The following is a 26,358-nucleotide window of genomic DNA, read 5'->3' as shown; positions in this document are numbered from 1 at the left end:
GGGAGCACCCCGCCTCCATCATGGGCGGGATGACCGACCAACCGCACAACGACCCCCTGCACGGCGTCACCCTCGAACAGATCGTCGTCCGGCTCCAGGGGCGCTACGGCTGGGACGGCCTGGCGCGGCGGGTGCCCGTGCGCTGCTTCGAGCAAAATCCCAGCGTGCCCTCCAGCCTCAAGTTCCTGCGCAAGACCCCCTGGGCGCGGGCGAAGGTGGAGGCGCTCTACGTGGCCCTCGTGCGCGACGAGCGGGAGACCTGAGACGTGCCTGCCTTCCCTTGGCGGAGAGCGGGCGCCGGTTGAACCTTTCCCGCCCCGCCCCCGTACCCTGGGTGTGACGTGGCTCTTTGCCGAATTGACCTGGACCCGGGGGCGCCGGGGCGAGGTGGCTGACCCGGTGCAAGGCGACGCGGCCCTGGCCGCCCGGCTGCGCGGGCGCGACGAGGAGGCCCTGGCCGAGGTCTACGACCGCCACGCCGGGGCCGTGTACGGGGTTCTCGTGCGCCTGCTGGGCGAGGCGGGCGCGGCGGACACCTTGCAGGACGTGTTCCTGACGCTCTGGGAGCGGCCCGAGAGGTACGATCCCGCCCGCGCCGGGCTGCGCGCCTACCTGCTCGTGCTCGCGCGGTCCCGGGCCCTCGACCGCCTGCGCGCCGAGCGGGCGCATCTGCCCCTGGTGGACGAGGCGGGCGAGACGCTGCCCCTCCCCGACCCCCGGCCCGGCCCCGGCGAGCGGGCCGAGGCTGAGCGGCGGGGTGAGCGGGTGCGGGCGGGCCTCGCCCACCTGAGCGCCGCGCACCGCGAGACCGTGAGCCGCGCTTTCCTGGGGGGCCAGAGCCGGGAGGAGATCGCGCAGGGCATGGGCGTGCCGGTGGGCACGGTCAAGAGCCGCCTGAAGTACGCCCTGGACCACCTGCGGCGCGTGCTGGGCGAGGAGGCGAGCACATGGCTGGACTAGGCGGGAGGGGCGTGACGTGTGCGGAGGTCCGTGAGGCGCTGGAAGCCCACATCTTGCGGAGAGAGCCGTTGCCGGTAGAGGTCGCCGCGCACCTGGAGGGTTGCCCCGACTGTGCCCGCGAACTCGCTCTTCTCCGCTCGGTCGAACTCGCCCTGCTGGAGGAGGTGCCCGGGCAGGCTCCCCCGCCCGGGGTGCGCGCGGCCATTCTGAGCCGCGCCCGGCAGACCCGCCGCCGCGAGAGGCCCCCGGTCCTGCGCCCCGCCTGGGGCCTGGGCCTCGCGGCGGCGCTGACAGTCCTCCTCGTGACGGGGGCCCTGCTGCCGGGCTCGCGCACCTCGGCGGGGCCCCTGCCCGACCCGGCGGTTGTCGTGAGCACCGGGCCCGACCTGATCGTGGCGAGCAACGACCGCGCGGGGACCGTGACGCTCGTGCGGGGCGACCGGGCGCGGGCCTCCGTGAGTACCGGGGGACGGCAGCCCGCGTGGTTCACCGAAGGGGTGCGGCTGGGCAACCGCATCTACCTCGCCGACGCCGCCAACGACCGGGTGCTGGAGGTCCAGCCCGACCCCCTGCGCGTGTTGCGGGGCATTCCCGTGCCGGGCGGGGTGGCGGGGCTCGCCGCCGGGGAGGGGGCCGTCTACTTCAAGAGCGCCCGGGGCGAGGTGGGCCGCCTCGGCGGAACGGTCGTCGCCCTGGCCGACGAGGGCGAGATGCCTCTCGCGGACGTGATGGACGGCGTGCTCCTGCGCGGGGGGCGGCTGTACGTCACCCATCATCTCGGCGGCGAGGTCTGTGTCCTCGATCCCGTCAGCCTGCGGGTGCAGGCCCGCTGGCGGGTGGGCGGGGCTCCCGTCGCCCTGGCCGGGACCCGGGACGGCGTGCTCGTCCTCGACCTGGGGGGCCGCCTCCTGCGGCTGGACGACTCCGGGCGCGTGAGCCGCGAGTGGGCCGTGCCCGGCACCCCCGACAAGCTCACCCTGAACGGCGACCTCGCCCTCCTGAGCGACCGCGCGGGGCGGGTGACGCGGGTGAACCTGGAAAGCGGCGCGGTGACCCCCGTGCCCGCCCGGCACCCGATGGACGTGACCACCTTGCCCGGCGGCACCTTCGCCGTCGCCGAGGGCGCCGTGGACGGAGGCGGCGCGGGCGTGCGGCTCCTCGACGCCTCGTTGACGACGAGGGGGCGGCTGGAGGATTAGACCCTCCGCGCGGGTGGCTGATGGGGGCGGAAGGTCGAAGGCAGAAGGCACCCCGTCCCTGGCCTTCCGCCTTCTGCACCGTCCGCAGCAAGGCGATTGAACCTTCGCCCCCTTCCCTCCGTACCCAGGTCAGGAGGCCAACATGAACAAGTTCCACCTGTCCGCCCTCGCCGCCGCCCTGCTCGCCACCGCCTTCGCCGCCGCGCCCTCGTCCAACACGATGACCGGGCATAGCATGACGGGCGATTCCATGATGAAGACGACGGCGTACCAGCCCTACTCCAAGGCCGCCTTTGACGCCGCGAAGGGCATGCGGCGGGTGCTGTTCTTCCACGCGACGTGGTGCCCCAACTGCAAGGCCGCCGACGCCGACCTCACGAAGAATCTGGCGGGATTGCCGAGGAACGTGGTCGTCTTCAAGACCGACTACGACCGGGAGACGGCCCTGAAGCGGCAGTACGGCATCACCTCCCAGCACACCTTCGTCCTTGTGGACGCGGGGGGGAGGGCGCTGACCAAGTGGTCGGGCGGCGGCGTGCGCGAGATCGTCGCCAAGACCGGCATGGTGCGGTAACGCCATGCTCCTGCTGCTGGTGGCCTTCCTCGGCGGCGTGCTGACCGTGCTGTCGCCGTGCATCCTGCCGGTGCTGCCCGTGGTGCTCTCGGGCACGGTGGGTGGACGGGCGCGGCCCTGGGGCATCGTCGCCGGATTTATCGGCAGTTTCGTGGTCCTCACACTCTTTCTCAGCACGCTCGTCACGGCGCTGGGCATCCCCGCTGAGGCCCTGCGCTGGGGGGCCGTCGCCCTGCTGTTCGCCTTCGGGCTGACGCTGGCGGTCCCGGCGCTGGGTCGCCGTTTCGAGCAACTCGCCGCGCGGGCGGTGCCGCAGGGGGCAGCGCGCGGCGGCGGGGACGGGTTCGTGGGCGGTCTGCTCGTGGGCGCCACCCTCGGCCTCGTCTGGACGCCCTGTGTGGGGCCGATCCTGGCGAGCGTGACCACCCTGGCGCTCAGCGGGCAGGTGACGACCTTCGCCGCCGCCGTCACGACCGCCTACGCGCTCGGCGTGGCCCTCCCCATGTTCGCGGTGATGGTGGGAGGGCGGCGCCTCCTGACCCGGATGCCGGCCCTGCTGCGGAACCTGGGCGGGTTACAGCGGGCCTTCGGGGTGGTGCTGGCCCTCTTTGCCGTCGGCATGGCCCTGGGGGTGGACCGCGCCGCGCAGACCTTCATCGTGGAGCGCGTGCCCTACGTGCAGAACCTGGCCTTTTTGGAGGAAACGGGGGCGGTCCGGGGGGAACTCGACCAGATCGGGCGGTAAGAGCCTCACGAGGAGGCCCCGGGCAAGCATCCCGGGGCCTCTTCTGCTGCGCCACGCCCTTTTCTCCCCCCCGTTCACCCCTCTGGGGAGGTGGAGGGGATGGGCGCGGCGGCCACGACGGGGACTTCCAGCACTTGCAGCAGTTGCGCGGCCACCGAGACGGCGATGGTGAGCGGGTCCTTATAGGGGTTTCGGCGCCCGTCGTCTTCCGTGGCCTGGGAGGTGACGTGCCCCCACGCTGGAGCAGGACACGCGGTCAAAAGGTAAGCCGCCTCCCCAAGCTTGGGGCTCGGGGGGCCTTCCCGTCACCTGTGGGCCGAGGGAAGCGGAGCGCCGGGGGTCTGTTCGGAGGAACCGGACGCCCGGTGCGCACCCGTGGTCGGGGCGGGGCAGGCCTCAGCGGCCCAGCTTGAGCACCCGCCCGCTGCCGTACTCGGCCACGTACAGTTCTCCCGCCTCGTCTTCCCCGAAGGCGGAGGGATTTTGCACCCGCCCGATCCTGACCTTGTTCCAGTTCTGCCCGGTCGTGGGAGCGGCCCAGACGTTCCCCGTGCCGAAGTCGCCGAAGACGTACTGCCCCTTGAGCGCGGGGAGGGCGCTTCCCCGGTACACGTACCCGCCCGTGACGCTCTGGCCCTCGTCGCGCCCGTATTGCAGCACCGGGTCGGTCAGGCCCTGGGAGCGGCAGCCGCTCGGCGGGTCGAAGCACGAACGGCCCTCGCGCACGCGCCAGCCGTAGTTCTCGCCGCCCCGGCTGCTCCTGGGCTGGCGGTCCACCTCCTCGAACTCGTTTTGGCCCACGTCGGCGATGATCAGGTCACCCGAAACGCGGTCGAAGGAAAAGCGCCAGGGGTTGCGCAGACCGTACGCCCAGATGTTGGGGTTGGCGCCCTGCCGACCGAGGAACGGATTGCCGGGGGCGGGCCGCGCCGCGTCACCCCCGACGTCGAAGCGCAAGATCTTGCCCAGGGGCGAGGCGAGGTTTTGCCCGAAATTCTGCGGATCGCCCCCCGACCCGCCGTCCCCCAGCCCCAGGTACAGGAAACCGTCGGGCCCGAAGGCCACCTGACCCCCGTTGTGGTTGGCGTAGGGCTGCTCGGCGGTAAAGAGGATGCGGGCGCTCCCCGGCTCGGCGCGGGAGAAGTCGGGGGTGGCCGTGTAGCGGGCGAGCACCGTGTTTCCGCTCCGGTCGGTGTAGTGGACGTACAGGCGGCGGTTGGTCTTGTAGCCGGGATCGAAGGCGAGGCCCAGGAGGCCCCGCTCGCCGCCCGCCCGGGTCAGGGTGCCCACGTCGAGGAACGGCTGGGCGCGCAGCCTCCCCCGCTCGATCACCCGCACGCGCCCGCCCTGCTCGGTGGCGTACAGGCGGCCCGAACCGTCGCCCGCGTGGGTGAGGGTGGTGACCTGTTCCAGGCCGCTCACGAAGGGGGTGAAGCGGACCTGCGGGGCGGCGCTCTGGTTGTTCTGGGCGCACGCGGAGGAGAGCCAGGCGGCGAGGGTCAGCGCGGCGAAGAGGCGGGTTGTGGACATACACCAGTGTGCCGGGTCACCCGGGCACGAAGTGTAAGCGGGGCAGGACGCGCCCGGACCCGGCCCGCACGGGCCGCTCAGTTGGCGCCGCCACTCTCGTTCTCCTCGTTCTCGTCGTCGTTCTCGCCCCCGTTCGCCGGGCCGCACGCCGCGAGACTGAAGACGACGAGCCCTCCCAGCAGCCACCGGACCACGTTTCCCAGAGGTCACGGTATGCACAGGGGGGCATGGGGCGGGTGTGAAGACGTTGAGGAGGGGAAGGCCCGGTCCTCCCTGCCGCCGGGAACGGGTACGCTGGGCCATGACGAAAACGGCGCCCACCCCCGCGTGGCTCGAAAAGTACCGCGCCCCCGGTCCCGAACGGCTCAGGCTCTATGCCTCGCTGTTCGTCCTCCTCGTCCTGACCGCCGTGCTGGGCCGCGCCCGCCCCGACGACCTCGGCCTCGGCGGCACGTTGAGACAGAGCACCTTCGCCCGCGTCATGTTCATGGACGTGGGGGCGCTCAGCACCCTGGGAGCCCTCTACCTCGTGCTGAACGGCAAGACGGCGGTGCGCCTTCCCGCGGCGGTCGCCACGCTCTTCGTCGGGAGCTTCGCGCTGCTGCCCGCCCTCGCGTGGGAGGACTGGGTGGCGATGCGGGAGGGGCAGGCGGAGTAGTGGAGCACCCGGCCCCGCCCTCCCGCTTCCGCCGGGCCACCAACGGGGCGGCGCTGGCCGTGCTGGTGGGGACATTCCTGTGGCTGGCCTATCACTGGGCGGCTCTTCCCGAGAGTCTGCCCCTGCGCATGAACCTGAACGCGCCGCCCACGCTGGGAAGTAAGGGACGGCTGATCCTCCTGCCGACGATCATGCTGTTTCTCTACGGGCTGCTCTCGTACACGGAGAAGATCGGCGTGATCAACATGCCCGACCTGGGCTCGCCCGAGCGCAACCGGGCCGCCGCGCGGGAAGCCTCGGCGGGCCTGAAGTTCTTCTGCGTGGCCCTGATCGCGCTGATTCAGCTCTCTATGCTCGCCTCCTCGGACGCCGCGCCGCCCGGGGTGGTGGGGTCGTTCTTCGCGTTCGTGGGCGGGGTGGGCGCCTTGCTGCTGCTTGTCGCCTCGCTGCGTCGTCGCGGTTGAAAGGAAAAGGGCCGCCCCACACGCCGGACGGCCTTTCCTGACGGTGTGACCTACGCCTCCGCCGCCTCGCCCTTCTTGCCCCTCCGGTACGGCCCCTTCTCCTTCCACTTCAGCCGCACGGGCACTCCGGCCAGTTGCAGGTCCTCGCGGATGCGGTTTTGCAAGAAGCCCTCGTACGCGCGGGTCACGAAGTCGGCGCGGTTGCAGAAGATGGCGAACGTCGGCGGCGCCGTCTCCACCTGGGTCATGAAGTACATCCTCAGCGGCTTGCCGTGGAAGTTGGGCATGGCCTGACGCATCTGCCAGACCTCCAGCCAGCGGTTGAGTTCGGCGGTGGGGATGCGGCTTTGCCACTTCGCGTGGAGCTTCATCGCCTCGGCGAGCATGTCGTGGATGCCGTAGTCGTTGATCGCCGAGGTGTACACCCGCGGCGCGAAGGCGATGTGGTGGAGCTTCTGGTTGAGGTCCTTTTCCGTGCGCTTGAGGTCCTCGTCGGGCACGAGGTCCCACTTGTTCACCACGACGATGACGGGCTTGCCGCTGTCGTAGGCGAGGTTGGCGAGCTTGAGTTCGTGGTCGCCGATCTCGGTGGCGTTCACGACGAGCCAGATCAGGTCGCTGCGCTCGATGGCCGCCTGGGAGCGCTGAATCGCGTACTCCTCGATGGCCGTGTCGGGCTTCTTGCGGATGCCCGCCGTGTCCACCAGCACGAAGCGCTGCCCGCCGTAGTTCCACTCCACGTCGAGGCTGTCGCGCGTGGTGCCGGGCCGGTCCGCCACGATGGCCCGGTCGCTCTGGGTAATGGCGTTCAGGAGGCTCGACTTGCCCACGTTGGGGCGCCCGATCAGCGAGATGCGGATGGGGGCGACCTCCGGCACGTCCTCGTCGTCCTCGGGGAGGTAACCCATCACCCGCTCCATCAGGTCGTCGAGGCCGCGCGCGTGCTCGGCGCTGATGGCGATGGGGTCGCCGAAGCCGAGAGCCCACAGCTCCGCGAGGTACACCTCGTGTTTGGGGCTGTCGATCTTGTTGGCGACGACGATCACCGGCTTGCCTAAGCGGCGCAGCCACTCGGCGACCTCGTAGTCCGCCGCCGACAGACCCTCACGCGGGTCGAGGACGAAGATCACGGCCTGCGCCCCCTCCATCGCCCACTCGGCCTTCTCGCGGATGGCCTGCTCCCACTCGTCCCCGCTCCACAACCCGCCCGTATCGACCAGGGTGATGCGGTGGTTGTGGTAGAGCATCAGCCCTTCCTTGGCGTCCCGCGTCACGCCCGGAAAATCGGCCACGACGGCCTCGCGCCGCCCGACGAGGCGGTTGAACAGGCTGGACTTGCCGACATTGGGCCGGCCCACGATGGCGACTTTGTGCATGTGGACGCTCCTTTCGGTGTCGAAACCTCCTTGGCGTCAGCAGGAGGTTTCGCCGCTGCCCGCCGCCTGTCTCCAGGCTGGGCGGGCCATAGACTAAGAAGACTAACGGAGAAGAGCCTGACGGTTTGGAACCTGAGCCCCCGTGTAACCGTCCGCACCGTCTTGAAGGCGGCGGCGGGCGAACATCCCCCATGCGGAAGAGAAGTTGGGGTCTGGGCCTTCTCCTGGCGGGAGGCGGGGCGGTGGCCTGGGCGCACTACGCGCCCGCGCTGCCGGACAGCGCCATAGCGAAACCCGCCCGGCAGTTCGGGCTGCCCTTTGCCGGGGCGCCGGGGCCGGAGACGTGGCTGCTCGGGCAGGGCTACGGCAACACGACGGGGGCGTACCGCCAGCGCCGCTCGACCTACGTCAACCTCCAGGGTGTGCACGCGGGGCTGGACTTCAGCGCTCCCTGCGGCACGCCGGTGCGCGCCATCGGGGACGGGGTGGTCGCCGAGGTGGACGGCCCGCACGGCAGCCCGCCGCACAACGTGGTGATCAACCACGCGGGGAACCTCAGCAGCCTGTACGGGCACCTGCGGGTGCGCTCATCCGTGCGGGTGGGGCAGCGGGTCACGCGCGGGCAGGTCATCGGGGAGAGCGGCGACTCGCAGTTCACCTGTGTCAGCGCCCCGCACCTGCACCTGGAGCTGCGTGACCGCTCGCACCAGCGCTTCTTCAACCCCCTGCCCTACATCGCCGCCGACTGGGACTCGCTGGCGCTGGCGGGCAGCTTCGGGCGCGGCTACCAGTACGACCTCGCGGCGCCGCGCCGGTGGCAGACGCCCGAGTCGCAGCCCGAGGTGCGCCGGGGTGGCCGAATCCTCAACGAGTTCGCCCGTCCGTGGCCGCCCTCGCCGGGGGGTGCCCGGTGAGACGGGCCCTCGCCCTCGCCCTGGCCCTCGCCCTCCCGGCCTCCTCGCTCGCCGCCACGCTGCCGTCGCGGGCTGTGCTCTCGGGCACGTGCTGCCCCGGCGCGGTGTGGACGCCCGACTCCCAGGCCCTGCTCTTCCTCGACGGGCCGCCCGCGCGCTCCGCCACGGGCATCTATCAGGTGTCGGCGGACGGGGAGACGGTGAGCCGCCGTTTCTCCACCGTCGCCTTCTTCTCTCCGAAGCTGCGCTGGGCGGTCAGGCCGGGGACGGGCGAGAACACCACCATCGAGCGGCTCGCGGACGGGCGGAGATTTACCCTCCCCACGCGCGGCGGGGACGTGACGTGGACGGCCTCGGAGAACCGGCTCGCGTTCGCGCGCAGCGACACGGCGGGGAACTTCGACCGCCGCGCCACCCGCGTCTTCGTGGCGGACGTGTTCGGCTCGCCGCGTCAGGTCGCCACCCTTTACGGGGGCGGGATCAGCGGGTGGCTGAATGAGACGACCCTCCTGCTGAACGGCAAGCGCAGCGCGGCGAACCGCGACCGCGACCTCTTTACCCTCGACACGCGCACGGGGGCCCGCCGCACCCTCGCCTCCGCCCTCTCCTTCCGGGGGGTGAGCGTCAGCCCGGACGGCTCGCGCGTCATCTACTACGTCGCCTTCGACTCGCCGGGCCGCAACGGCCTGTGGCTGCGGCCCACCTCGGGCGCGGCGCCGCGCAAGCTGGACGCCTTCGGCTCCTACCGCTGGCGCGACGCCCGGCGTCTCCTGTTGATCCCCCTGCGCGCCGACGGCTCCCCCCACGTCCTGCGCGAGTACAACGCCCAGACGAACGCCTGGCGCACCCTCGGCGACCTCGGCGATCAGGTCCGCCAGGGAGACTGGAACGTCAGCCCGGACGGAAAGAGGCTGTCGTACCTCAGCGCGCGGGGCGGGAACGTGCGGGTGGTGGAACTGCCTTGAGAGCGGTCAGCTCTCAGCCGTCAGAAAGAACCTGTTTTGCTGATCGCTGACGGCTGACCACTGACAGCTATGTCAAAAACAGCCGGTATGCCGCGTTCCCCGTCATGTCCGTCGCCGGGTAGCCGACCCCCTGGAGGAAGGCGGCGAAGGCGTCCAGGTCCTCGTCGGGCACCTGGATTCCGGCGAGGACGCGACCGTGGGCGCTGCCGTGGTTGCGGTAGTGGAAGAGGCTGATGTTCCAGCCCGCGTGGAGGTGGGTCAGGAATTCGAGGAGGGCGCCGGGCCGCTCGGGGAAGGTGAAAGAGTAGACCCGCTCGTTCGTGGCCTCGGGGGCGCGGCCTCCGACCATGTGGCGGATGTGGACCTTGGCGATCTCGTTGTCGGTGAGGTCGGTGACCCCGTAACCGTGCGCGGTGAGGGTGTCCACGAGTTCCGACCGCTCGCCGGGGTGCCGGAGCTGCACGCCCACGAAGATGCGGGCCTCATGACGGGGGGCATAGCGGTAGTTGAACTCGGTGACGGCGCGCGGGCCGATCACCTCGATAAAGGTGCGGAAGGCGCCGGGCCGCTCGGGGATGGTCACGGCCAGGGTCGCCTCACGCCGCTCGCCGATCTCGGTGCGCTCGGCGACGTGACGCAAGCGGTCGAAGTTCATGTTCGCCCCGCAGGTCAGCGCCACCAGCGTCTCGCCCGCGAGGCCCCGCTCGGCGGCGTACTTTTTCAGGCCCGCGACCGCCAGCGCCCCGGCGGGCTCCATCACCGCCCGCGTGTCGTCGAACACGTCCTTGATCGCCGCGCACACCTCGTCGGTGCTCACCCGCACCCAGTCGTCCACGTAGCGCCGGGTCAGGTCGAAGGTGTAGGCGCCGACCTGCTTGACCGCCACCCCGTCCACGAAGATGCCCACGGTGCCCAGCCGCACCCGCGTGCCCGCTTGCAGGCTCTGGTACATCGCGTCGGAGTCGTCGGGCTCCACGCCCACGATCCGCACGTCGGCCCACAGCGCCTTGAGGACCGAGGCCACCCCCGCGATGAGTCCCCCGCCGCCCACCGGCACGAACACGGTGTAAGCGCCGCCCTCGACCTGCCGCAGGAGTTCGAGCGCGATGGTGCCCTGCCCCGCGAGCACCAGGGGATCGTCGTACGGGTGGACGAAGGTCAGGCCCGACTCGCGCTGCAACCGGTAGGCGTGGGCCTCGGCGTCGCTGAAGGAGTCACCGTGAAGGACGACCTCCGCGCCGCGCGACCGGCACGCCTGCACCTTGATCTCGGGGGTGGTCACGGGCATCACGATGACTGCCTTCAAACCGAGTTCCTGGGCGGCGTAGGCGACGCCCTGCGCGTGGTTGCCCGCCGAGGCGCAGATCACGCCGCGGGCGGCCTCCTCGGGGGTGAGGTGGCTCATCTTGTTGAAGGCGCCGCGCAGCTTGAAGGAGAAGATGGGCTGCTGGTCCTCGCGCTTGAGCCACACCGCACAGCCCGTGCGGGCGCTGATGCCGGGGGCGGCGCTCAGGGGCGTCTCCACCGCCGCGCGGTAGACCCGGCTCGTCAGGGCCAGCCGCAGCACGTCCTGCGCGTCCAGCGAGCCGGGGGTGAAGGTCTGGGTCTGCGTCATGTGCCTATTCTCCTCGCCAAGAAAAGACCCCCGCCACTCCAGCGGGGGTGAACGTGGGGCGCGCGGGCCCCGGCAACGTCAGTCCCCGGGAGCCCCACAAATTCGCGCCGCCTGCATGGGGAGAGCATAGGCGCGGGGTGGGGAAGCGAAGGTGTGCAGGGGTAGACAAGGGCCGCGGCTTTGCGTCCCCGGGTTCGGGCAGGCGGCGCGAACGGGCCCTCTCGTGACGGGGCCCGGGTTGCGGGCCCCTGCCCTCAGCGTCCCCGCAACTTCTCGGCCCTGTCCTGCGCGGCGTGGGCGAGGTCTTCGAGGGCCTGAACCTGCTCGGAAGGGGTGGTGCCCGTCTCTGCCACCTTCTCGACCACCGCCTCCCCGATGCGGGCCAGGACCCCCAGTTGGCGGGAGTTGGCCTCGTCGAGTTCGGCGATACGTTCCACGACCTCCTCGCCGATCTCGCCCAGCGCCTGCACCTCCTCCTGGGCGCCGAGCTGCCGGATGGCCTCCACCCGCTGAAGGTGATCGGCACTCACCCGCTCCAGCCGGGCGATCTGTTCGAGGGTGTCCGATTGCGCCCGCGCCGCCTCGATGATGGTCGAGAGGGCGCCGACCTGCGCCTGCAACCGCTCGTGAATCCGGCGCAGGGCCTGGACGCTCACCTCGCTCACGGGCGTCTGGGCCACCTCGTCAAGCGCGCGGCGCACCAGCGCGTCGAGGGCCTCGGCGGCGCCGAGCTGCTCCTCGCCGCTCTGGACGATCTCCGAGAGCGCCTGCGCCTGGGCCTCGCGCGTCTCGCCCGGGGCGGCCAGCGGCAGCGTCCGCACCTGCTCGGTCGTCAGGCGCACGACCTGCCGCAGCGCGTCGGTCGCGGCCAGGCCCTCGCGCCCCGCCCGGATGATCGCCTCCAGCGTGCTCGTCTGCGCCCAGCCCGCCGCCCCCACGTGCTCGCGCGCCCGCGCCTCCGCCACCCGGCGCCGATGCTCGCCCACCGCCCGCTGCGCGTCCGCCAGCAGGGCGTCTCTCCTCTCGACCGACCCGTCCACAGGGGCATCTTGAGCCCGGCGGATCGTGAGAAAGGTGACCCAAGCCGGGAAGCGCCAGGAGCGCGACCAACAGGCTCCGCCGTGGGCCAGTGAAGGTGGAATGAAGCGGGCGGGACCGGCCCCTTGAGGTCCGGGCGCCGGGGCGGGTATACTCCCCAGGTTCGCCCCGCCGTGAGCGCGGGAGATGCACATCAGGCCAAGAACGTCTCTGCCCGGCTCAGCCGGGAGGTGGGGCGGTCCGCTGGCGAAGGAGTTCAACATGCAGAGTGCCGTCAAAGTCAACCGTGGTGCGATCCTGCGCGCCGTCGAGCAGCCTCACGTCAAGCAGGGTCACCCCGAGTTCCAGCCGGGGGACACGGTGCGTGTCGAGACCAAGGTGGTCGAGGGCAACCGCACCCGCAACCAGGCCTTCGAGGGCGTGGTCATCGCCGTCAACGGCACGGGGAGCCGCAAGAGCTTCACCGTCCGCAAGATCAGTTTCGGTGAGGGCGTCGAGCGCGTCTTCCCCTTCAGCAGCCCCCTGCTCGCCAAGGTGACCGTGCTGGAGCGCGGTAAGGTGCGCCGGGCCAAGCTGTACTACCTGCGCGAGCTGCGCGGCAAGGCCGCCCGCATCAAGAGCGACCGCAGCCGCGTGATGAAAGACGCCGCCCGCGCCAAGGCGACCGCCGCCGCGCCCGCCGTTACGGCCACCGAGGCCGGGAGCGATTTCACGCCCGTCGAGACCCTCGGCGAGTAAGTCCGCCCTGCCCCCCTTCCGCCCGCCCGCGACGGTGGGCGGTTTTCTTTGACCTGTGTTTTCCCGGCCTGGGCTTTTGCCCGCCCCTCACGATCCCCCCCGGCGCAGGCTTGCTAGGCTGCCCCGCGTGACCACGCCCCGTCTCCTGCCCGCCAGCTTGCCGCTGCTCCTCGCCTTCGACCTCGACGGCACCCTGATTCCCGACCAGGGCCGCGAGGTGCCGGGGGCGAGCGTGGAGGCGCTGGCGCGGCTGAAGGGGTTGGGCGTACGGGTGGCGATCATCACCGGGCGGGACACCGCCCCCCGGCCCGTGCGCGAGGCCGTGCAGCCCGACGCCATCGCCTCCAACAACGGAGGTCGCATCGAGGTCGGCGAGGAACTGCGCGCCGAGGCCCGCTTCAACCCCGGCGAGCTGGAGGCGGTGCTCGCGCACGAGCTGGAGGACGCCCGCGTCGTGGTCTTTACGCAGGAAACCCTCTACATCGACCTCCCGCCGGGCCGCGAGCCCGAGCCGTGGATGCGGATGCGCTCCTGGCGCCCCCTCGCCGAGGCGCCCACCGACGGCGTGCTCAAGGTGGGCTTCTACCACCCCGGCGTGAGGGACTTCGCCGCCCGTCTGAAGGCCAAGCACCCCGGCCTCGTGATGACGGGGGCCCAGCCTCCCTACGACCACTTCCTGACCGTCACCCCGGTCGGCGCGCACAAGGGGGCGGCCCTCACCCTGATCGCGGAGGCGCTGGACATTCCCCTGGAGCGCACCGTCGCCTTCGGCGACAGCGACAACGACGAGGCGATGCTCGAACTCGCCGGGTACGCCGTGCAGCTCGGGAATCTGCCCCTCCTCGCCCGCCACGCCCACGCGCAGGTGGCGGGGCCGGAGGCGCTGGGGGCCTTTCTCGACGCGCTGGCCGACCGGCTGGAGGGGAAAGTTTCGCAGCCGCAGACGGGCGGGTTATAGGAGTCGGCTGAACACCACCTGTCCGCCCCCCAGGTGCAGGTGGTGGCTCAGACCCGGCGGCGCGTCCGCAGGGCGGTGGGCGATCACCATGACGTGCGTGCCGTTTCTGGCGAGCCCCGGCAGCAGCGCGAGGAAGCGGGTGCGGGCCTCCGTGTCCAGAAAGTCCAGCCCCTCGTCGAGGATCAGGAGGCGGGGGGCGTGCGCGACCGAGCGGGCGAGGAGCAGGCGCCGCAGTTGCCCCTGCGAGAGCGTCCCGGCGCTGCGGGGGAGCAACTCGGTGACGCCGAGGTGCGCGGCGAGCGCCTCCACCCGCCCGGCCTGCCCCGGCGTGAGCCCCTGGGCGAAGCCCTCCGTGCCGCCCCACGCGCTGCCGATCACGTCCTGCCCCGTCCACTCGCGCCGCTGCCGGATGCCGACCTCGGCACCGACCAGTCCTATCGTGCGCCGCCGTGAGGTCAGGAGGTCGCGGGCCAGGTAGGGCCGCTCGACCGTGCCGCCCAGGGCCGGGTGGAACTCCCCCGCAATCAGCCGCGCGAGGGTGCTCTTGCCGCTGCCGTTCTCCCCGGTGACGAGCCAGTGCTGCCCGGCCTCCCACGTCCAGCTCAGCGGGCCGAGGGCGAGGTGGCCGTTACGGTAAACCTGTACATTTCGCAGCCGCACGAGGTCGCCGGAGCCGGGCGGAACGGGAAGAAACTCGTCCGCGTCCGCCGCTGTGGGTGGCCCGCCCTCCGCCGTGACCCGCCCCTCCCTCACGTGCAGTGTCCGCCAGGGCAGCGGTGGGGCCTCCTCCGGCCTGTGGGTGGCGAGCACGACGGCGACGCCCGCCCCATGCACCCTCGTCAGCACGCCGCCCAGTTCCGCCCTCGCCTTGCCGCTCAGCCCGTCGGTGAATTCGTCGAGGAGCACGGCCTCGGGGCGCGGCATCAGGGCGCGGGCGAGAACAGCCCGCCGCCGCTGCCCGTGGCTGAGGGTGCGGAAGTCGCGGCCCAGAAGCGGGCCTACGCCCGTCAAAGAGGCGACCTCCTCCAGCCGCGCGAGGGCTTCCGGGGTGGCCTCCCACAGCCGCAGCGTGTCGCCCTCGAAGCCCGCCAGGAGCACGTCGCGCACGGTCTGGGCCCACTCGCGCGTGAGGTAGAAGGCCTCGGCGTCCGGCCCCACGACCGAGAGGGTGCGCCGCGCCCGCACCGCCGACCGCCGCACCTCGCCTCCCAGCCGGTAGACGCGCTCCCCACCCACCGGGGCCACCTCCCCGGCGAGCAGCCGCAGCAGGGTCGTCTTGCCGCCGCCGTTCGGACCGCTCAGGCGCAGGGCCTCGCCGGGGTGCAGGCAGAGGGTCACGTCTTCCAGCAACGTTCGCCCGCCCGCGCGCACCGTCACGTCCCTGAGTTCCACCAGCGGCCCCGTCATCGCCGCCGAGTGTAGAGCGGGAACCCAGGCCCCCGCCCCCGCGTAGGGAAGACAGGAGGCCACAACCTATGGGCGTACTTATCCTCGTCAGCGTTCTCGTGCTGCTCGTCATCGTGACCCTGCTCGCGGGCGTCAAGAGCGTGCCGCAGGGCTACGAGTGGACCCAGGAGCGCTTCGGCAAGTTCCTGCGCACCCTCAAGCCGGGGCTGAACCTGATCATCCCCTACATCGACCGGGTGGGCCGCAAGGTCAACATGATGGAGCAGGTCCTCGACGTGCCCTCGCAGGAGGTGATCACCAAGGACAACGCCCTCGTCACCGTGGACGCCGTGGTCTTCTATCAGGTCCTCGACGCCGCGAAGGCGAGCTACGAGGTCCGCAACCTCGAGCAGGCCACCCTCAACCTCACCATGACGAACATCCGCACGGTGATGGGCGGCATGGACCTCGACGAACTGCTCTCCAACCGCGACCAGATCAACGCCCGGCTGCTGCTCGTGGTGGACGAGGCGACCGAGCCGTGGGGGGTCAAGGCCACCCGCATCGAGGTCAAGGACATCCGCCCGCCCGCCGATCTGGTCGCCAGCATGGCCCGCCAGATGAAGGCCGAGCGCGAAAAGCGCGCCAACATCCTCGACGCCGAGGGCTTCCGCCAGGCCGCCATCCTCAAGGCCGAGGGCGAGAAGCAGGCCGAAATCCTCAACGCCGAGGGGCGCCGTCAGGCCGCCTTCCTGGAGGCCGAGGCCCGCGAGAGAAGCGCCCAGGCCGAGGCCGAGGCGACCCGCATGGTCAGCGAGGCCATCGCGGCGGGCAACGTGCAGGCGATCAACTACTTCATCGCGCAGCGGTACGTGGACGCCCTCAAGGAGATCGCCACCGCCCCCAACCAGAAGACCTTGATCCTGCCCGTCGAGGCGACCAGCATCCTCGGCAGCATCCAGGGCATCGCGGAGGTCGCGCGTGAGGCCTTCGGCGCTGGCAACAGCATGAACAGCCCCATGACCAACCTCGGCAAGGTCGAGACGCCCGTCCTGAGCGGCCCCCGGAGGCCCTGACCGTGGACTGGCTGCCCAGCCTCGGCGGGGTGCAGCCCTGGCACTGGTGGGTGCTGGGGGCCCTCCTGCTGCTGCTCGAACTCGCCGCGCCGGGCGTGTTCTTCGTGTGGCTGGCGCTGGCCGCCTTCACGCTGGGTCTCGTCGTCTTCGTGCTGCCGCTGCCCGTCACCGTGCAACTCCTGCTCTTCGCGGCGCTGAGCGTGGCCGCCTTCGTCATCGGGCGCCGCCTCGTGACCCGCCTCCCCGGCACCGAGGGGGAAGGCACCCTCAACACCGGGGCGAACCGCTTTTTGGGCCGCACGGTCACCGTCACCGCCCCCATCGTCAACGGCGTGGGCCGCGTGCGCGTCGGCGACAGCGAGTGGCGCGCGACCGGGCCCGACCTCCCCGCCGGGAGCCGCGTGCTCGTGGTCGGGGCGGAGGGCACGACCTTGCAGGTGGATGTGGAGCACAGGACGCTGGAGCGCACCTAGGACGGGCAACGCAAACGAAAACCCCCTCCACTCGGAAGGGGGTTCTGCTTTGCCGGGTCCGCTCAGCGCTTGCTGAACTGGGGGGCGCGGCGGGCCTTTTTGAGGCCGTACTTCTTGCGCTCGACCTCGCGGGGGTCGCGGGTCAGCAGGCCCCGGGGCTTGAGCTGGGCGCGGAAGTCGGGGTTGACCTTGAGCAGCGCGCGGGCGATGCCGAGCTTGATCGCGTCGGCCTGACCGCTGGGACCGCCGCCCGCCACGGTGATCACGGCGTCGTAGCGCCCCGCCGTGCCCGTCTCGCGGAAGCCCTGGAGGGCGTGGACGGCGCGCAAGAGACCCCGGAAGTAGGTCTGGAACTCCTTGCCGTTGACGATGATGCGGCCCTCGCCGGGGCGCAGGAACACGCGGGCGACGGCGGCCTTGCGGCGGCCCGTGCCGTAGAACTGTTCAATAGCCATGATTTAGCGAACCTCAAGCCGCTGGGGCTTCTGAGCGGTGTGGGGGTGTACTGCACCCGCGTAGACCTTCAGCCGGGTGTGCATCGCGCGGCCCTGGCGGCCCTTGGGCAGCATCCCGAAGACGGCGTGCTCGATCACGCGCTCGGGGTGCTTGGCCAGCGCCACGCGGGCCGTCTCGGTCTTGAGCCCGCCCTGGTAGCCGCTGTAGCGGGTGTAGACCTTGGTGTCCAGCTTGCCGCCGGTCAGCACGACCTTCTCGGCATTGAGCACAATCACGAAGTCGCCCTGGATGATATTGGGGGTGAAGTCGGGGCGGTGCTTGCCGCGAATGCGGCTGGCGATCAGGGTCGCGAGGCGGCCCAGCGGCACGTTCGCCGCGTCCACCACGACCCAGTTCTGCTCGTCGTTTTTGGGTACGAAAGTCTTCACGTCTTGCCTCGTGGGGGGAATTTGGCTGCGAGTGCGCCCCGCACCTTTGGGGGAAAGGTCTGCGTGCGCCTCCGGGAGCCTCCCGAACGTTTCGGCCCTACCAAGCGCGAAACACCGCTAGGGAGTGTATCAGGGCAAGGGGGAGGGGAACAAGGGCGGGGACACCGCGAAGAAGAGTCCGTCGGCGAGCCGGTTCAGGCGTCTTCCTGCTCCAGGCCCCGCAGGAGCGTCCGCAGGCCCGCCTCCACCCCCGACTCGGGCTTGCCACCGTGGAAGGGCCGCATGGCCTCCAGCCCCGCCACCCCGTGCAGGTACGCCCACAGCGCCACCCCCGCCTCAGCGGCCCGCCGCGCCCCCAGCCTGGGCGTGAGCAGGTCCAGGACAAAGGCCCACAGTTCACCGCTGATGCGGGGATCGGCGTGGGGGGCCGTCATCAGGGCGTAGAGGTGGGGCCGCGTCCGCGCGAAATGCAGGTAAGCCGCCGCCACGGGCGAGAGGTCCGTGAGTGCCTCCGCCCGGGGAGGAACGGCCCCGGCCAGCGCGTCCCGCAACTCCCCCATTCCCCGAGCGGCGAGCGCACCCAGGAGGGCTTCCCGGTCTGTGAAATGCCAATACAGGGCGTTTGGCGTGACCCCCAGACGGGCCGCCACCGCCCGCACCGTCACACTTCCTTCGCCTCCCTCCTCCAGCAGGGCCAGGGCCTGGGCCAGTACCTCGTCGGCATGAATCTTGGGAGGTTGGGGCATGGGGTGGACAGCGTACAGCTTGACCCACCTGGGACCAAGGTATACAGTGTCCATCATCAAGGTAGACGGTGTATACCTTGGAGGGGGTTCCTATGAACGACGCCCGCACCGCCCTGATCACGGGGGGAAACACCGGCCTGGGGGAGCAGGCCGCCCTGCACCTTGCCCGTCTGGGCTGGACGGTCGTGCTCGCCTGCCGCTCGGTGGGGACGGGGGAGGCCGCGGCGGGACGACTGCGCACTCAGGTCTCCGGGGCCGCCATAGGCGTGTTGCCGCTGGACTTGGGCGACCTCGATTCCGTCCGGCGGCTGGCGGAGGGCTGGGCCGGAGACGCCTTCCCGCCGCTGCGTGCGGTCGTGGCGAACGCGGGCATCCAGTACCCCCACCCGCACGCCCGCACCGCGCAGGGGTTCGAGGCGACGTTCGGCGTCAATCACCTCGGGCACCTGCTGCTTCTCGATCTGTTGCTGCCCCACCTGGCCGAGCCCGCGCGCGTCGTGTTCGTCGGCAGCGGGACGCACGATCCGCGGCAGGGAGGCGGTTACCCCCCGCCCTACGACGCCTCCGCGCGGGCGCTCGCCTTTCCCGACCAGGTTGCCCAGGCGCCCGAACCGGAGTGGCGGGCCGGGATGCGCCGATACGCCTCCAGCAAACTCGCCAACGCCCAGACGGCTTTCCACCTCTCCCGGCTGTTCCGGAGCCAGGGGCGGCGCATCACGGTGAACGTCTTCGACCCCGGCCTGATGCCCGGCACCGGCCTGACGCGCGGGTACGGCGGCCCGGTTCAACTGTTGTGGAAGCGGGTCCTGCCCGTGCTGGCCCGGCTCCGCCCCGATTTCGCCAGCACGCCCGTCCGCTCGGGTGACCACCTGGCCCAGCTTGTGGACGGGGAGAAATACCAGGGCATGACCGGACGGTACTTCGTGCAGGGGGGGCGCAAGGCTGGCCCGCAACTCGGCCAAGCCTCCGACCTCGCCCGTGACCCGGCGAAGGCCCGGCTGTTGTGGGAAGAGAGTCTGGTTCTGGTGGGACAGCGTTCGCCGTCCACCGGGTAAGGGCGAAGCGCGTTACTCGTTGGACGCCAGCAAAACCGTCAGCGCCCCCGGCAGCCGCCGCGCCCACGCGCTCTCGTGGTGCGTCCCCTCCGGCTCGGCCACGAAGCGCAGCCGCTCGCCCATCCCCTTGTCCAGCAGCAGGTCGCGCATGGCGTGGGCGTCGTCCCAGTAGGCCCGCTGGCGTTCCGGGTTGTCGGGTCCCTCCTGGCCGCCGATGTCGAGCCAGATGCGCCCGGCGGGGGGAGGGCTCACCCGCACCAGCCGCTCGGCGTCGCCGGGGCAGGCCCAGAAGGCGGGACTCATCACTCCCGCGCCCCCGAACACGTCGGGGCGGGTCAGCAGGCCGTGGAGGCTGATCAAGCCGCCCAGGCTGGAGCCGATCAGGGAGGTGTGCGCCGCGTCCGGCAGGGTGCGGAGGCTGCCGTCCACCAGCGGCTTCACCGTGTCCGCCAGAAAGGCGATGTAGTCGTCCGCGCCGCCTCCGCCCTCCTCCGGGGGGAAGTCGGGGTGCCGGGACGTGCTGTACTCGTGATACCGCCGCTCCCCACCGTTGGGGATGCCGACGGCGATGGCCTCGACTTCCCGCGCCACCAACTCGGTCAGCGTCTCGTCCGCCTCCCACTCGCCGCTGTAGCCCGTGGCCGCGTCGAAGACGTTCTGGCCGTCGTGGAAGTAGACGACGGGGTAACGGCGGTCTGGGTCCGTGTCGTAGGAGGGGGGCAGCCAGACGAGGAGGGTGCGCGGGGTGTGGTTTGCGTCGCCCACCCCCTCCCACTGGAGTAGGGTGCCCGTGACCGTGCTGTCCGGCCTCGCCTCGTAAGGACGCCAGCTCACGCGCCGCTCTCCGTCAGGGCCTCCATCGCCAGCCGGTAGCCCAGGAAGCCCAGGCCGCTGATCTTACCCCGGCAGACGGCGGCGGTGACCGACTTGTGCCGGAACTCCTCCCGCGCGTCCACGTTGCTGATGTGAACCTCGATCACGGGGAGGGGCTGCCCGGCGATGGCGTCGCGCAAGGCGTAGGAGTAGTGGGTGAGGGCGCCGGGGTTGATGACGATGCCGGAAAAGCCCTGCTCCTGCGCCTCGTGAATCCATTCGAGCAGTTGGCCCTCGAAGTTGCTCTGGCGGCAGGTGACGGTGACGCCGAGTTCGGCCCCCCATGCCTCGCACAGGCGTTCCAGGTCTTCCAGGGTCTGCGAGCCGTACACGCCCGGCTCCCGCAGGCCGAGGCGGTTGAGGTTGGGGCCGTTCAGGACGAGGATCAAGGGGGCACCTCTGCTTTGCAGCTCTGCGAGTCCGGTGTGGGGCGTGTGGCGTGGGCCGGTCGCCTGTCGAAAAGCGACTGCATGGACTTTTCTGTCCCCACAAGCTACACGCCACGGGCCAAGGGCCCCTCAACCTCCTCCCGCCACCGGGCGAACTCCCGCCGCAGCACGTCCTCCGGCACCCGCGCCAGGTAAGGCCGCGCCAGGTCACGCAGCAGCACGAAGCGCACCCCCTCCGCGTCGGCCTTCTTATCGCGCGCCATGTAGGGCCACACGTCCTCGAAGGTCAGCGGGGGAAGGGGCCGGGGCCGCTGCCAGCGCAGGAAGGCGAGGGTGTGCCCGGTCAGGTCCGCCCCGCCCAGCGCGCGGGAGAGGCGGGCGGCGTAGTGCATCCCGTATCCCACCGCCTCGCCGTGCGTCACGGCGTGATCGGTGACGGCCTCCAGCGCGTGCGCGAGGGTGTGCCCGAAGTTCAGGAAGGCCCGCTCGCCCCTCTCGGTCAGGTCGCGGGTGACGACCCCGGCCTTGACCGCGATGGCGTCCGCGAGGGTGTCCTCCAGACCGGGCCCGCCGGGGCGGAAGTCGGGCGACAGGACGCGGGGCAGGAGGGTGGGGTCGGCGATCAGGCCATGCTTGTACGCCTCCGCCGCGCCCTCCGCGAAGACGGCGGGGGGCAGGGTGGCGAGCGCGCCTACGTCGCACCACACCGCACGGGGGGGCCAGAAGGCGCCCACCAGATTCTTGCCCTCGGGGAGGTTCACGCCCGTCTTGCCCCCCACCGCCGCGTCCACCATGCCGAGCAGGGTGGTGGGCAGGGTGTAGAAGGCCACGCCGCGCAGGTAGCTCGCCGCCACGAAGCCCGCGAGGTCGGTCGCCGCGCCGCCGCCCAGCCCCACGACCGCCCCGGCGCGCGGGAGGTTGGCCTGGGCGAGCCGCGAGAGCACGCCCGAGAAGACCTCCAGCGTCTTGCAGTCGTCGCGGGCGGGAACGGGGACGGTCAGGCTGGGGGAGAGGGCGGCCTGCGCCAACTCAACGAATTGAGCGGGTAGGTCCACTGGGTGGATCAGGGCGACGTGCCGCTCGGGAACCCGTGCCCGGGAGATCAGCCCTGAGCCGACCTCCACCGCGTAGGGTTGTGCCCCGCCAACCTCAATCCGTCGCACGCTCGGCCCCGACGAGTTCGGCCTCTTCCAGGTCTGCCCCGGCCTCGGCCCAGTCCCACAGCCGCTCCACGATCTCCCCGGCGATCTCCTCGGCGGGGCGCCCGTCGCTGTGGACGTGGAGGGTGCCCTGGCGGTAGTGCTCCTCGCGCTCGGTCATCAGGGTGCGGATGCGCGCGAGGGGATCGAGCGTCTGGAGCAGGGGGCGGTCGCTGTGCTTCGTCCGCTGGTAGACCGTCTCGGGGCTCGCCCACAGCACGACGACGGGCCCGCGCTCCAACAGGGTGCGGCGGTTCGCCTCGTGGATGAAGGTGCCGCCCCCCAGGCTCACGACCGCGTGGTCGAGGCGGGTGACCCGGTGCACGACCTCCTGCTCGCAGGCGCGGAAGTAGCCCTCCCCCTCCTGGGCGAAAACCTCGGGGATCGTCTTGCCGACCACCCGGGTGATCAGCTTGTCGGTGTCCACGAAGTGCAGGGCGAGCATCCGCGAGAGTTCCCAGCCCACCCGGCTTTTTCCGGTCCCCATGAAGCCCGCCAGCGCCACCCACGTGACGGGGCGCTCGATCAGGCCGGACCCGTGCATGGGGGACAGTCTAGTGGAAAGCCCGCCTCCGAGCGTGACCGCCACACCCTGCCCGCGGCTCGCGCCCTCGGGAGGCTCCGGGTGGGCGAGGGAGGCCCGGAGGCCCGCCTCCACCTGCTCCGCCAGGGGCGAGGGCACTGGAGCCTCAGTACGCCCGCGCGTAGTCCCGCGCCGCCTTCAGTCGCTCCTGAAGCTCGGGCAGAGTGTCGCCCCCGAATTTCTCCAGCAGCGCGTCGGCCAGCACCCAGCCGATCACGCACTGGAGGATCACCCCGGCGGCGGGCACGGCGGTCGTGTCGCTGCGTTCGCGGGCGGCGTCCGACGCCTCGTGCGTGAGCACGTTCACCGTCGGGAGCGGCTTCATCAGCGTGGCGATGGGCTTCATGGCGACCCGGACGATGAGTTCCTCGCCGTTCGTCATGCCCGCCTCCAGACCGCCCGCGCTGTTCGTCTCGCGGGCGTAGCCCCCGTCCTTGTAGTACACCGCGTCGTGCACACCGCTGCCGGGCTTGACCGCGTTCTCGAAAGCCCGCCCGATCTCCACGCCCTTCATTGCCTGCACGCTTAGGCACGCCTGGGCAATCCGCCCGTCGAGCTTGCGGTCCCAGTGGACGAAGGAGCCCAGCCCCACCGGCAGGCCCCGGAAACGCACCTCCAGGATGCCGCCGAGGGTGTCCCCGTCCTTCTTCGCCCGGTCGATCCGCTCGCGCATCTGCGCCGCCGCGTCCGCGTCCGGGGTGCGCAGGTCGGATTCCTCGATGGCGTCGAGCGCGTTCCAGGAGAAGGGCTGCCGCGTCTCGACGCCGCCGAGGCTCGCCACGTAATTCGCCCCCTCGACCCCAAGTTCCGAGAGGAGCTTGAGGGCCACCGACCCGACCGCGACGCGCGCCGCCGTCTCGCGCGCCGAGGCCCGCTCCAGCACGTCGCGCAGGTCCTTGTGGCGGTACTTGATGCCGCCGGTGAGGTCGGCGTGGCCGGGGCGGGCGTCGGTGAGGGCCTTTTTGCGGGGTTCATTGCCCGGCTCGGGGGACATGATCTCGGTCCAGTTGCGGTGGTCGCGGTTTTCGACCACGAGGGTGACGGGCGCTCCCGTCGTGCGGCCCGCGCGCACGCCGCTGAGAATCTGGGCCTCGTCGGTCTCGATCACCATGCGGCGGCCCCGCCCGTAGCCGCCCTGCCGACGGCGCAGCCAGGGGTCGATGTCGCCCTTGCCGAGCGGCAACTGCGCAGGCAACCCCTCGATGATGGCCGTCAGTTGCGGCCCGTGCGACTCCCCGGCGGTCAGGTACCTCATGCGGGGACTGTAGCGTCGGGGCCGGGCGCGGCGGGAGGGGCTGCCCAGACGGCGGGGGAGGGGAGACGGGCGGCCCCCCCCGCGTGGAGAGCCGCCCGCCTTCCTGCCGTCCCGCCTATTTGACGACGCTCCCTGTGATGACGACGAGAAGCTGGGTGGCCTTTTTGGTCGTGGACTGCTTGCCGAACAGGCCGCCGATGACGGGCAGGCTCGACAGGAAGGGCGTGCCCTGCTTGCCACTCGTCTCGGTGTTGCCGAGCAGGCCGCTGAGCAGCACCGTCTGGCCGTTCTTGAAGGTGATGGTGGTCTGCGCCTCGCTGTTGGCGAAGTCGAGCACGTTGGGAACGGAGGAGGGCGTGATGGTGGACTTCGGGGTGTTGACCTGACCGCGCACGCGCACGGTGATCGTGCCGTCGGGGGCCACCTGCGGGTCGAAGAAGTCGAGGTTGACGCCGTAGTCGATCTGTTTCTGGATGGGGGGGACGTTGGCCGCGCCCGAGGGAATGTTGAGTTCCAGCCGCCCGCCCGACTTGATGGTGGCCGCCGCGCCGTTCGACGAATTCTGGGTGCTGCCGCCCGCGCCCAGGGACCGCTGCCCGCTCTGCATCGTGATGCTGCCGTCGTAGACCTGTTTGCTCAGGCCCTGAGTCTCCTGGGCCTGAAGGGTCGGGAAGATGTTGAAGCCCATCAGGCTGCGGGTGGGGTCGAAACTCGCGCCGAGCCCGCCCCCCCCCAGGGTAACGTTGAAGCCCCCGAAGCCCACCTTCCAGTCCACGCCCAGGCTGCGGCTCGCGTCCTCGGTGACCTCCTGAATCCGGACCTGCACGTTGACCTGCGGCACGACCTGATCGAGTTGCGGGATCAGCTCGGCAATCTGCCGCACCTGCGCCTCGGTGCCCCGGGCGATCAAGGTGTTCGTGCGCTTGTCGGCGATCAGGGTGACCGCCTCGGCGGCGGGCCGCGTGGCCGCGCCCGTCGTGCTCGCCCCCGGCGTCCCCGCCGTGGTGCCGCCCGCGCCGGTGCCGCTCGCGGGCGGCAGGGCGAGGTTGATGGGGTTGCCGTTCACGTCGAGCAGGGTGGTGGGCAGGCTCGTCAGGTTCTGCCCGATGCCGCCCTGGTCGCTCACCTCGCGCGCCAGCGTGCCCTCCAGCGTCGCCTTGACCTCCTCGGCGCTCGCGTTGATGAGCTGGAAGACGCGCTGCACCGTCTGCGGCCCGGCCTGGGGGGGCGGCGCCGCGCGGTCCACCTGGGCCAGCAGGGTGAGCGCCGTGTCGAGTTGAATCGGCTGCCCGGTGATCACGAGCTGCCCGGTCTGCCCGACCGGCGTGACCTTGAGGGCCGGGTACTGCGCGCCGAGCAGCGCGGTGATGTCGGCCTGCTGGCCCTTGACGCTGTAGACGCGCTGCACGTCGGGCGTGGGGGCGGCAGGCGCCGGGGCCGGGACGGTGCGGACCGCCGGGGGCTGCACGGCGACGATCTCGTCGAGCAGCCGCTGAACCTGCGCCACCTCCTGATTCGTGCCCCGGATGATCACGCTGTTGGAGGCGGGCTCCGCGATGATGCGCATGGTGGGCGAGTCGAGCACGACTTCCTCGCGGGTGGTCTCGGTGGTGCTGCTACTTGCCCCCTGGGACGAAGCGGCGTTGCTCTGACTGTTGCTCACGGTCTTCAGCGTGCCGAAGGACAGCTTGAGCTGCCGTTCGACCAGCGGGGCACTGAGGGTGCCCGGCAGCTTGACGATTCGCTGAACGGGCTTGGCGCTCACCCGCAAGACGGGCTTGCCGCCGACCCTCAGGGTCTCGTAGCTCAGGCCGTAGAGGTCGAGCACGAGCGGCCAGACCTCGTTGAAGGGCTTTTGCACGAAGGAGTAGGACACCTGGGCCGGGCTGGCGGGGGCGGCACCCTGGGAGCTGGGCACGTCGCCGCCCTCTCCCCGCAGGACCGAATTCACGCCGGGTTCGAGGAGGATCTCGTAGCCCGCGCTCATCGCCAGGGCCAGCAGCCTGGAGGTCATGTCGCTGCCGGGACCGGGCAGGGCGAAGGTCACGCTGGCGCCCGTGAGCCCTGGGTCGGCGAGGCGGGAGGCGTTGGCTGCGGTGGCCTGGGCGGGGGCGGAGGGGGTCTGCGCGGCGGCCATGCCGAGCGCGGCGGTCAGCAACAGGGCGTATCTCTTCATGGCTCACCTTGGGTCGAGTGCGAATTGCCGAGTTCGAGGAGCTTGGTTTCGGTGCCCAGCGCGAGGATGGCCCCGGTGGCGGTGACTTCCCGGACCACCGCGTCCGAGTCGGGGAGCGTCTGCCCCGCCGACACGACCACAAAGCCGTCTTTGGAGCGCAGGATCGCGGTGTTCACCGGGCCGAGGACCCCGGCGTCGAAGACGAGTTCGCGCCGCCGCACGAGGTCCTCGAGCGGGCTGACGGGCGCCGCCTGGACCGCCGCGTCCGCCCCGAGCTGCGTGATGGGCTGCGGCAGCTCGGGGGTCGGCAGCGCCGTGGCGGAAGCCGTCCTCGTCCCCGCCGCCTCCGGGGCGCCGGGCCGGGAGCGTTGGCCGAGCAGCGCCGTCAGGTCGAGGGTCCCGCCGGGCACGCGGACGCCCGCCACGGGGGGCCGGACCGGGGCCGGGGGCACGGGCGCAGGCTCACGGCCCCCGCTCGGCGGGCTCAGCGTGACGACGCCCGCCGGAGGGGTGACGGGCACGGGGAGCG

The 26,358-nt window shown here is 71.4% G+C and carries 29 protein-coding genes and 1 pseudogene; 14 read left to right on the top strand and 16 right to left on the bottom strand.

The genetic code is table 11. The features are described from left to right. Positions 1–29: 29 nt before the first annotated feature. The 5 genes from A7B18_RS11725 to A7B18_RS11705 all read left to right on the top strand — a co-directional run bounded on the left by A7B18_RS11725 (position 30) and on the right by A7B18_RS11705 (position 3,478). Positions 30–263 carry a VF530 family protein gene (locus A7B18_RS11725; protein ID WP_102126952.1) on the top strand — a complete coding sequence of 78 codons (234 nt, stop codon included), beginning with the start codon at positions 30–32 and terminating at the stop codon, positions 261–263. Positions 264–336: 73 nt separating this feature from the next. After that, entirely contained in the window at positions 337–960 is a 624-nt protein-coding gene (locus tag A7B18_RS11720) for a sigma-70 family RNA polymerase sigma factor (protein ID WP_180970130.1), read from the top strand. Then, positions 948–2,159 carry a hypothetical protein gene (locus A7B18_RS11715; RefSeq protein ID WP_146009534.1) on the top strand — a complete coding sequence of 404 codons (1,212 nt, stop codon included), beginning with the start codon at positions 948–950 and terminating at the stop codon, positions 2,157–2,159. Before A7B18_RS11720 ends, A7B18_RS11715 begins: the two co-directional genes overlap by 13 nt. A 142-nt stretch (positions 2,160–2,301) precedes the next feature. Further along, the gene (locus tag A7B18_RS11710) at positions 2,302–2,733 is read left to right on the top strand and encodes a thioredoxin family protein (RefSeq protein ID WP_102126885.1); all 432 of its coding nucleotides are present in this window, start codon (positions 2,302–2,304) and stop codon (positions 2,731–2,733) included. A gap of 4 nt (positions 2,734–2,737) precedes the next feature. Then, entirely contained in the window at positions 2,738–3,478 is a 741-nt protein-coding gene (locus tag A7B18_RS11705) for a cytochrome c biogenesis CcdA family protein (RefSeq protein ID WP_102126884.1), read from the top strand. Positions 3,479–3,552: 74 nt separating this feature from the next. Here A7B18_RS11705 and A7B18_RS21450 read toward each other — a convergent pair whose 3' ends face one another. Together A7B18_RS21450 and A7B18_RS11700 are read right to left on the bottom strand one after the other, a co-directional pair. Next, a complete protein-coding gene (locus tag A7B18_RS21450) occupies positions 3,553–3,738 on the bottom strand; it encodes a hypothetical protein (protein ID WP_146009533.1) in 186 nt (61 codons plus the stop codon). Between the two features lie 136 nt (positions 3,739–3,874). Further along, the gene (locus A7B18_RS11700) at positions 3,875–5,008 is read right to left on the bottom strand and encodes a PQQ-dependent sugar dehydrogenase (RefSeq protein WP_102126883.1); all 1,134 of its coding nucleotides are present in this window, start codon (positions 5,006–5,008) and stop codon (positions 3,875–3,877) included. Positions 5,009–5,309: 301 nt separating this feature from the next. On the opposite strand from A7B18_RS11700, the gene A7B18_RS11695 reads away from it, so the two are divergent. Next, complete coding sequence (locus A7B18_RS11695; RefSeq protein ID WP_102126882.1) at positions 5,310–5,666, top strand: hypothetical protein; 357 nt, start codon at positions 5,310–5,312, stop codon at positions 5,664–5,666. Then, complete coding sequence (locus tag A7B18_RS11690; RefSeq protein ID WP_102126881.1) at positions 5,666–6,130, top strand: hypothetical protein; 465 nt, start codon at positions 5,666–5,668, stop codon at positions 6,128–6,130. Before A7B18_RS11695 ends, A7B18_RS11690 begins: the two co-directional genes overlap by 1 nt. 50 nt (positions 6,131–6,180) lie before the next feature. Here A7B18_RS11690 and der read toward each other — a convergent pair whose 3' ends face one another. After that, positions 6,181–7,506 carry a ribosome biogenesis GTPase Der gene (gene der, locus A7B18_RS11685; protein WP_102126880.1) on the bottom strand — a complete coding sequence of 442 codons (1,326 nt, stop codon included), beginning with the start codon at positions 7,504–7,506 and terminating at the stop codon, positions 6,181–6,183. A gap of 191 nt (positions 7,507–7,697) precedes the next feature. On the opposite strand from der, the gene A7B18_RS11680 reads away from it, so the two are divergent. Then, positions 7,698–8,420 (top strand): M23 family metallopeptidase, encoded by a 723-nt coding sequence (locus A7B18_RS11680; RefSeq protein WP_102126879.1) that lies wholly within the window; start codon positions 7,698–7,700, stop codon positions 8,418–8,420. After that, the gene (locus A7B18_RS11675; protein WP_102126951.1) at positions 8,417–9,385 is read left to right on the top strand and encodes a TolB-like translocation protein; all 969 of its coding nucleotides are present in this window, start codon (positions 8,417–8,419) and stop codon (positions 9,383–9,385) included. Before A7B18_RS11680 ends, A7B18_RS11675 begins: the two co-directional genes overlap by 4 nt. 67 nt (positions 9,386–9,452) lie before the next feature. Here the strand turns inward: A7B18_RS11675 and ilvA are convergent, their stop codons facing one another. Continuing rightward, on the bottom strand, positions 9,453–11,000 hold the full coding sequence (gene ilvA, locus A7B18_RS11670; protein ID WP_102126878.1) for a threonine ammonia-lyase, biosynthetic: 1,548 nt from the start codon (positions 10,998–11,000) through the stop codon (positions 9,453–9,455). A gap of 254 nt (positions 11,001–11,254) precedes the next feature. Further along, positions 11,255–12,040 (bottom strand): hypothetical protein, encoded by a 786-nt coding sequence (locus tag A7B18_RS11665; RefSeq protein ID WP_245872849.1) that lies wholly within the window; start codon positions 12,038–12,040, stop codon positions 11,255–11,257. Between the two features lie 259 nt (positions 12,041–12,299). On the opposite strand from A7B18_RS11665, the gene rplS reads away from it, so the two are divergent. Together rplS and A7B18_RS11655 are read left to right on the top strand one after the other, a co-directional pair. After that, complete coding sequence (rplS, locus tag A7B18_RS11660) at positions 12,300–12,776, top strand: 50S ribosomal protein L19 (RefSeq protein ID WP_102126877.1); 477 nt, start codon at positions 12,300–12,302, stop codon at positions 12,774–12,776. A gap of 127 nt (positions 12,777–12,903) precedes the next feature. After that, positions 12,904–13,734, top strand: coding sequence for an HAD hydrolase family protein (locus A7B18_RS11655; RefSeq protein ID WP_245872848.1), 831 nt, complete (start codon positions 12,904–12,906; stop codon positions 13,732–13,734). Here A7B18_RS11655 and A7B18_RS11650 read toward each other — a convergent pair. After that, complete coding sequence (locus A7B18_RS11650) at positions 13,729–15,141, bottom strand: ATP-binding cassette domain-containing protein (RefSeq protein WP_102126876.1); 1,413 nt, start codon at positions 15,139–15,141, stop codon at positions 13,729–13,731. The genes A7B18_RS11655 and A7B18_RS11650 overlap by 6 nt on opposite strands. A 68-nt stretch (positions 15,142–15,209) precedes the next feature. Between A7B18_RS11650 and A7B18_RS11645 the strand changes: the two genes are divergently transcribed. Together A7B18_RS11645 and A7B18_RS11640 are read left to right on the top strand one after the other, a co-directional pair. Beyond that, entirely contained in the window at positions 15,210–16,196 is a 987-nt protein-coding gene (locus A7B18_RS11645; protein ID WP_102126875.1) for an SPFH domain-containing protein, read from the top strand. A gap of 2 nt (positions 16,197–16,198) precedes the next feature. Continuing rightward, positions 16,199–16,669 (top strand): NfeD family protein, encoded by a 471-nt coding sequence (locus tag A7B18_RS11640; protein WP_102126874.1) that lies wholly within the window; start codon positions 16,199–16,201, stop codon positions 16,667–16,669. Positions 16,670–16,731: 62 nt separating this feature from the next. Here A7B18_RS11640 and rpsI read toward each other — a convergent pair whose 3' ends face one another. From rpsI to A7B18_RS11625, 3 genes are all read right to left on the bottom strand, one after another. Next, positions 16,732–17,124 carry a 30S ribosomal protein S9 gene (gene rpsI / locus A7B18_RS11635; protein ID WP_102126873.1) on the bottom strand — a complete coding sequence of 131 codons (393 nt, stop codon included), beginning with the start codon at positions 17,122–17,124 and terminating at the stop codon, positions 16,732–16,734. 3 nt (positions 17,125–17,127) lie between these two features. Beyond that, a complete protein-coding gene (gene rplM / locus A7B18_RS11630; protein WP_102126872.1) occupies positions 17,128–17,553 on the bottom strand; it encodes a 50S ribosomal protein L13 in 426 nt (141 codons plus the stop codon). A gap of 194 nt (positions 17,554–17,747) precedes the next feature. Further along, positions 17,748–18,299 (bottom strand): TetR/AcrR family transcriptional regulator, encoded by a 552-nt coding sequence (locus tag A7B18_RS11625; RefSeq protein ID WP_180970129.1) that lies wholly within the window; start codon positions 18,297–18,299, stop codon positions 17,748–17,750. A gap of 92 nt (positions 18,300–18,391) precedes the next feature. Between A7B18_RS11625 and A7B18_RS11620 the strand changes: the two genes are divergently transcribed. Beyond that, a complete protein-coding gene (locus tag A7B18_RS11620; RefSeq protein WP_102126870.1) occupies positions 18,392–19,354 on the top strand; it encodes an SDR family NAD(P)-dependent oxidoreductase in 963 nt (320 codons plus the stop codon). Between the two features lie 12 nt (positions 19,355–19,366). Here the strand turns inward: A7B18_RS11620 and A7B18_RS11615 are convergent, their stop codons facing one another. The 7 genes and pseudogenes from A7B18_RS11615 to A7B18_RS21980 form a co-directional block, all read right to left on the bottom strand. Further along, the gene (locus A7B18_RS11615) at positions 19,367–20,188 is read right to left on the bottom strand and encodes an alpha/beta hydrolase (protein WP_102126869.1); all 822 of its coding nucleotides are present in this window, start codon (positions 20,186–20,188) and stop codon (positions 19,367–19,369) included. Further along, a complete protein-coding gene (gene aroQ, locus A7B18_RS11610) occupies positions 20,185–20,616 on the bottom strand; it encodes a type II 3-dehydroquinate dehydratase (protein WP_102126868.1) in 432 nt (143 codons plus the stop codon). Before aroQ ends, A7B18_RS11615 begins: the two co-directional genes overlap by 4 nt. A 104-nt stretch (positions 20,617–20,720) precedes the next feature. Beyond that, a complete protein-coding gene (gene aroB / locus A7B18_RS11605) occupies positions 20,721–21,779 on the bottom strand; it encodes a 3-dehydroquinate synthase (protein ID WP_102126867.1) in 1,059 nt (352 codons plus the stop codon). Then, entirely contained in the window at positions 21,766–22,359 is a 594-nt protein-coding gene (locus A7B18_RS11600; protein ID WP_180970128.1) for a shikimate kinase, read from the bottom strand. Before A7B18_RS11600 ends, aroB begins: the two co-directional genes overlap by 14 nt. A 145-nt stretch (positions 22,360–22,504) precedes the next feature. After that, on the bottom strand, positions 22,505–23,653 hold the full coding sequence (aroC, locus tag A7B18_RS11595) for a chorismate synthase (protein WP_102126865.1): 1,149 nt from the start codon (positions 23,651–23,653) through the stop codon (positions 22,505–22,507). 115 nt (positions 23,654–23,768) lie between these two features. Then, positions 23,769–25,829, bottom strand: coding sequence for a type II secretion system protein GspD (locus A7B18_RS11590; RefSeq protein ID WP_102126864.1), 2,061 nt, complete (start codon positions 25,827–25,829; stop codon positions 23,769–23,771). Beyond that, positions 25,826–26,358, bottom strand: a pseudogene (locus A7B18_RS21980) (hypothetical protein); the annotation flags it as partial. The pseudogene A7B18_RS21980 and the gene A7B18_RS11590, both read right to left, overlap by 4 nt.

The organism is Deinococcus planocerae, from assembly GCF_002869765.1.
In the GTDB taxonomy this organism is placed as follows: domain Bacteria; phylum Deinococcota; class Deinococci; order Deinococcales; family Deinococcaceae; genus Deinococcus; species Deinococcus planocerae.
The sequence above is the reverse complement of the archived record's forward strand: the minus strand, read 5'-3'. Positions and strand labels throughout refer to the sequence as shown.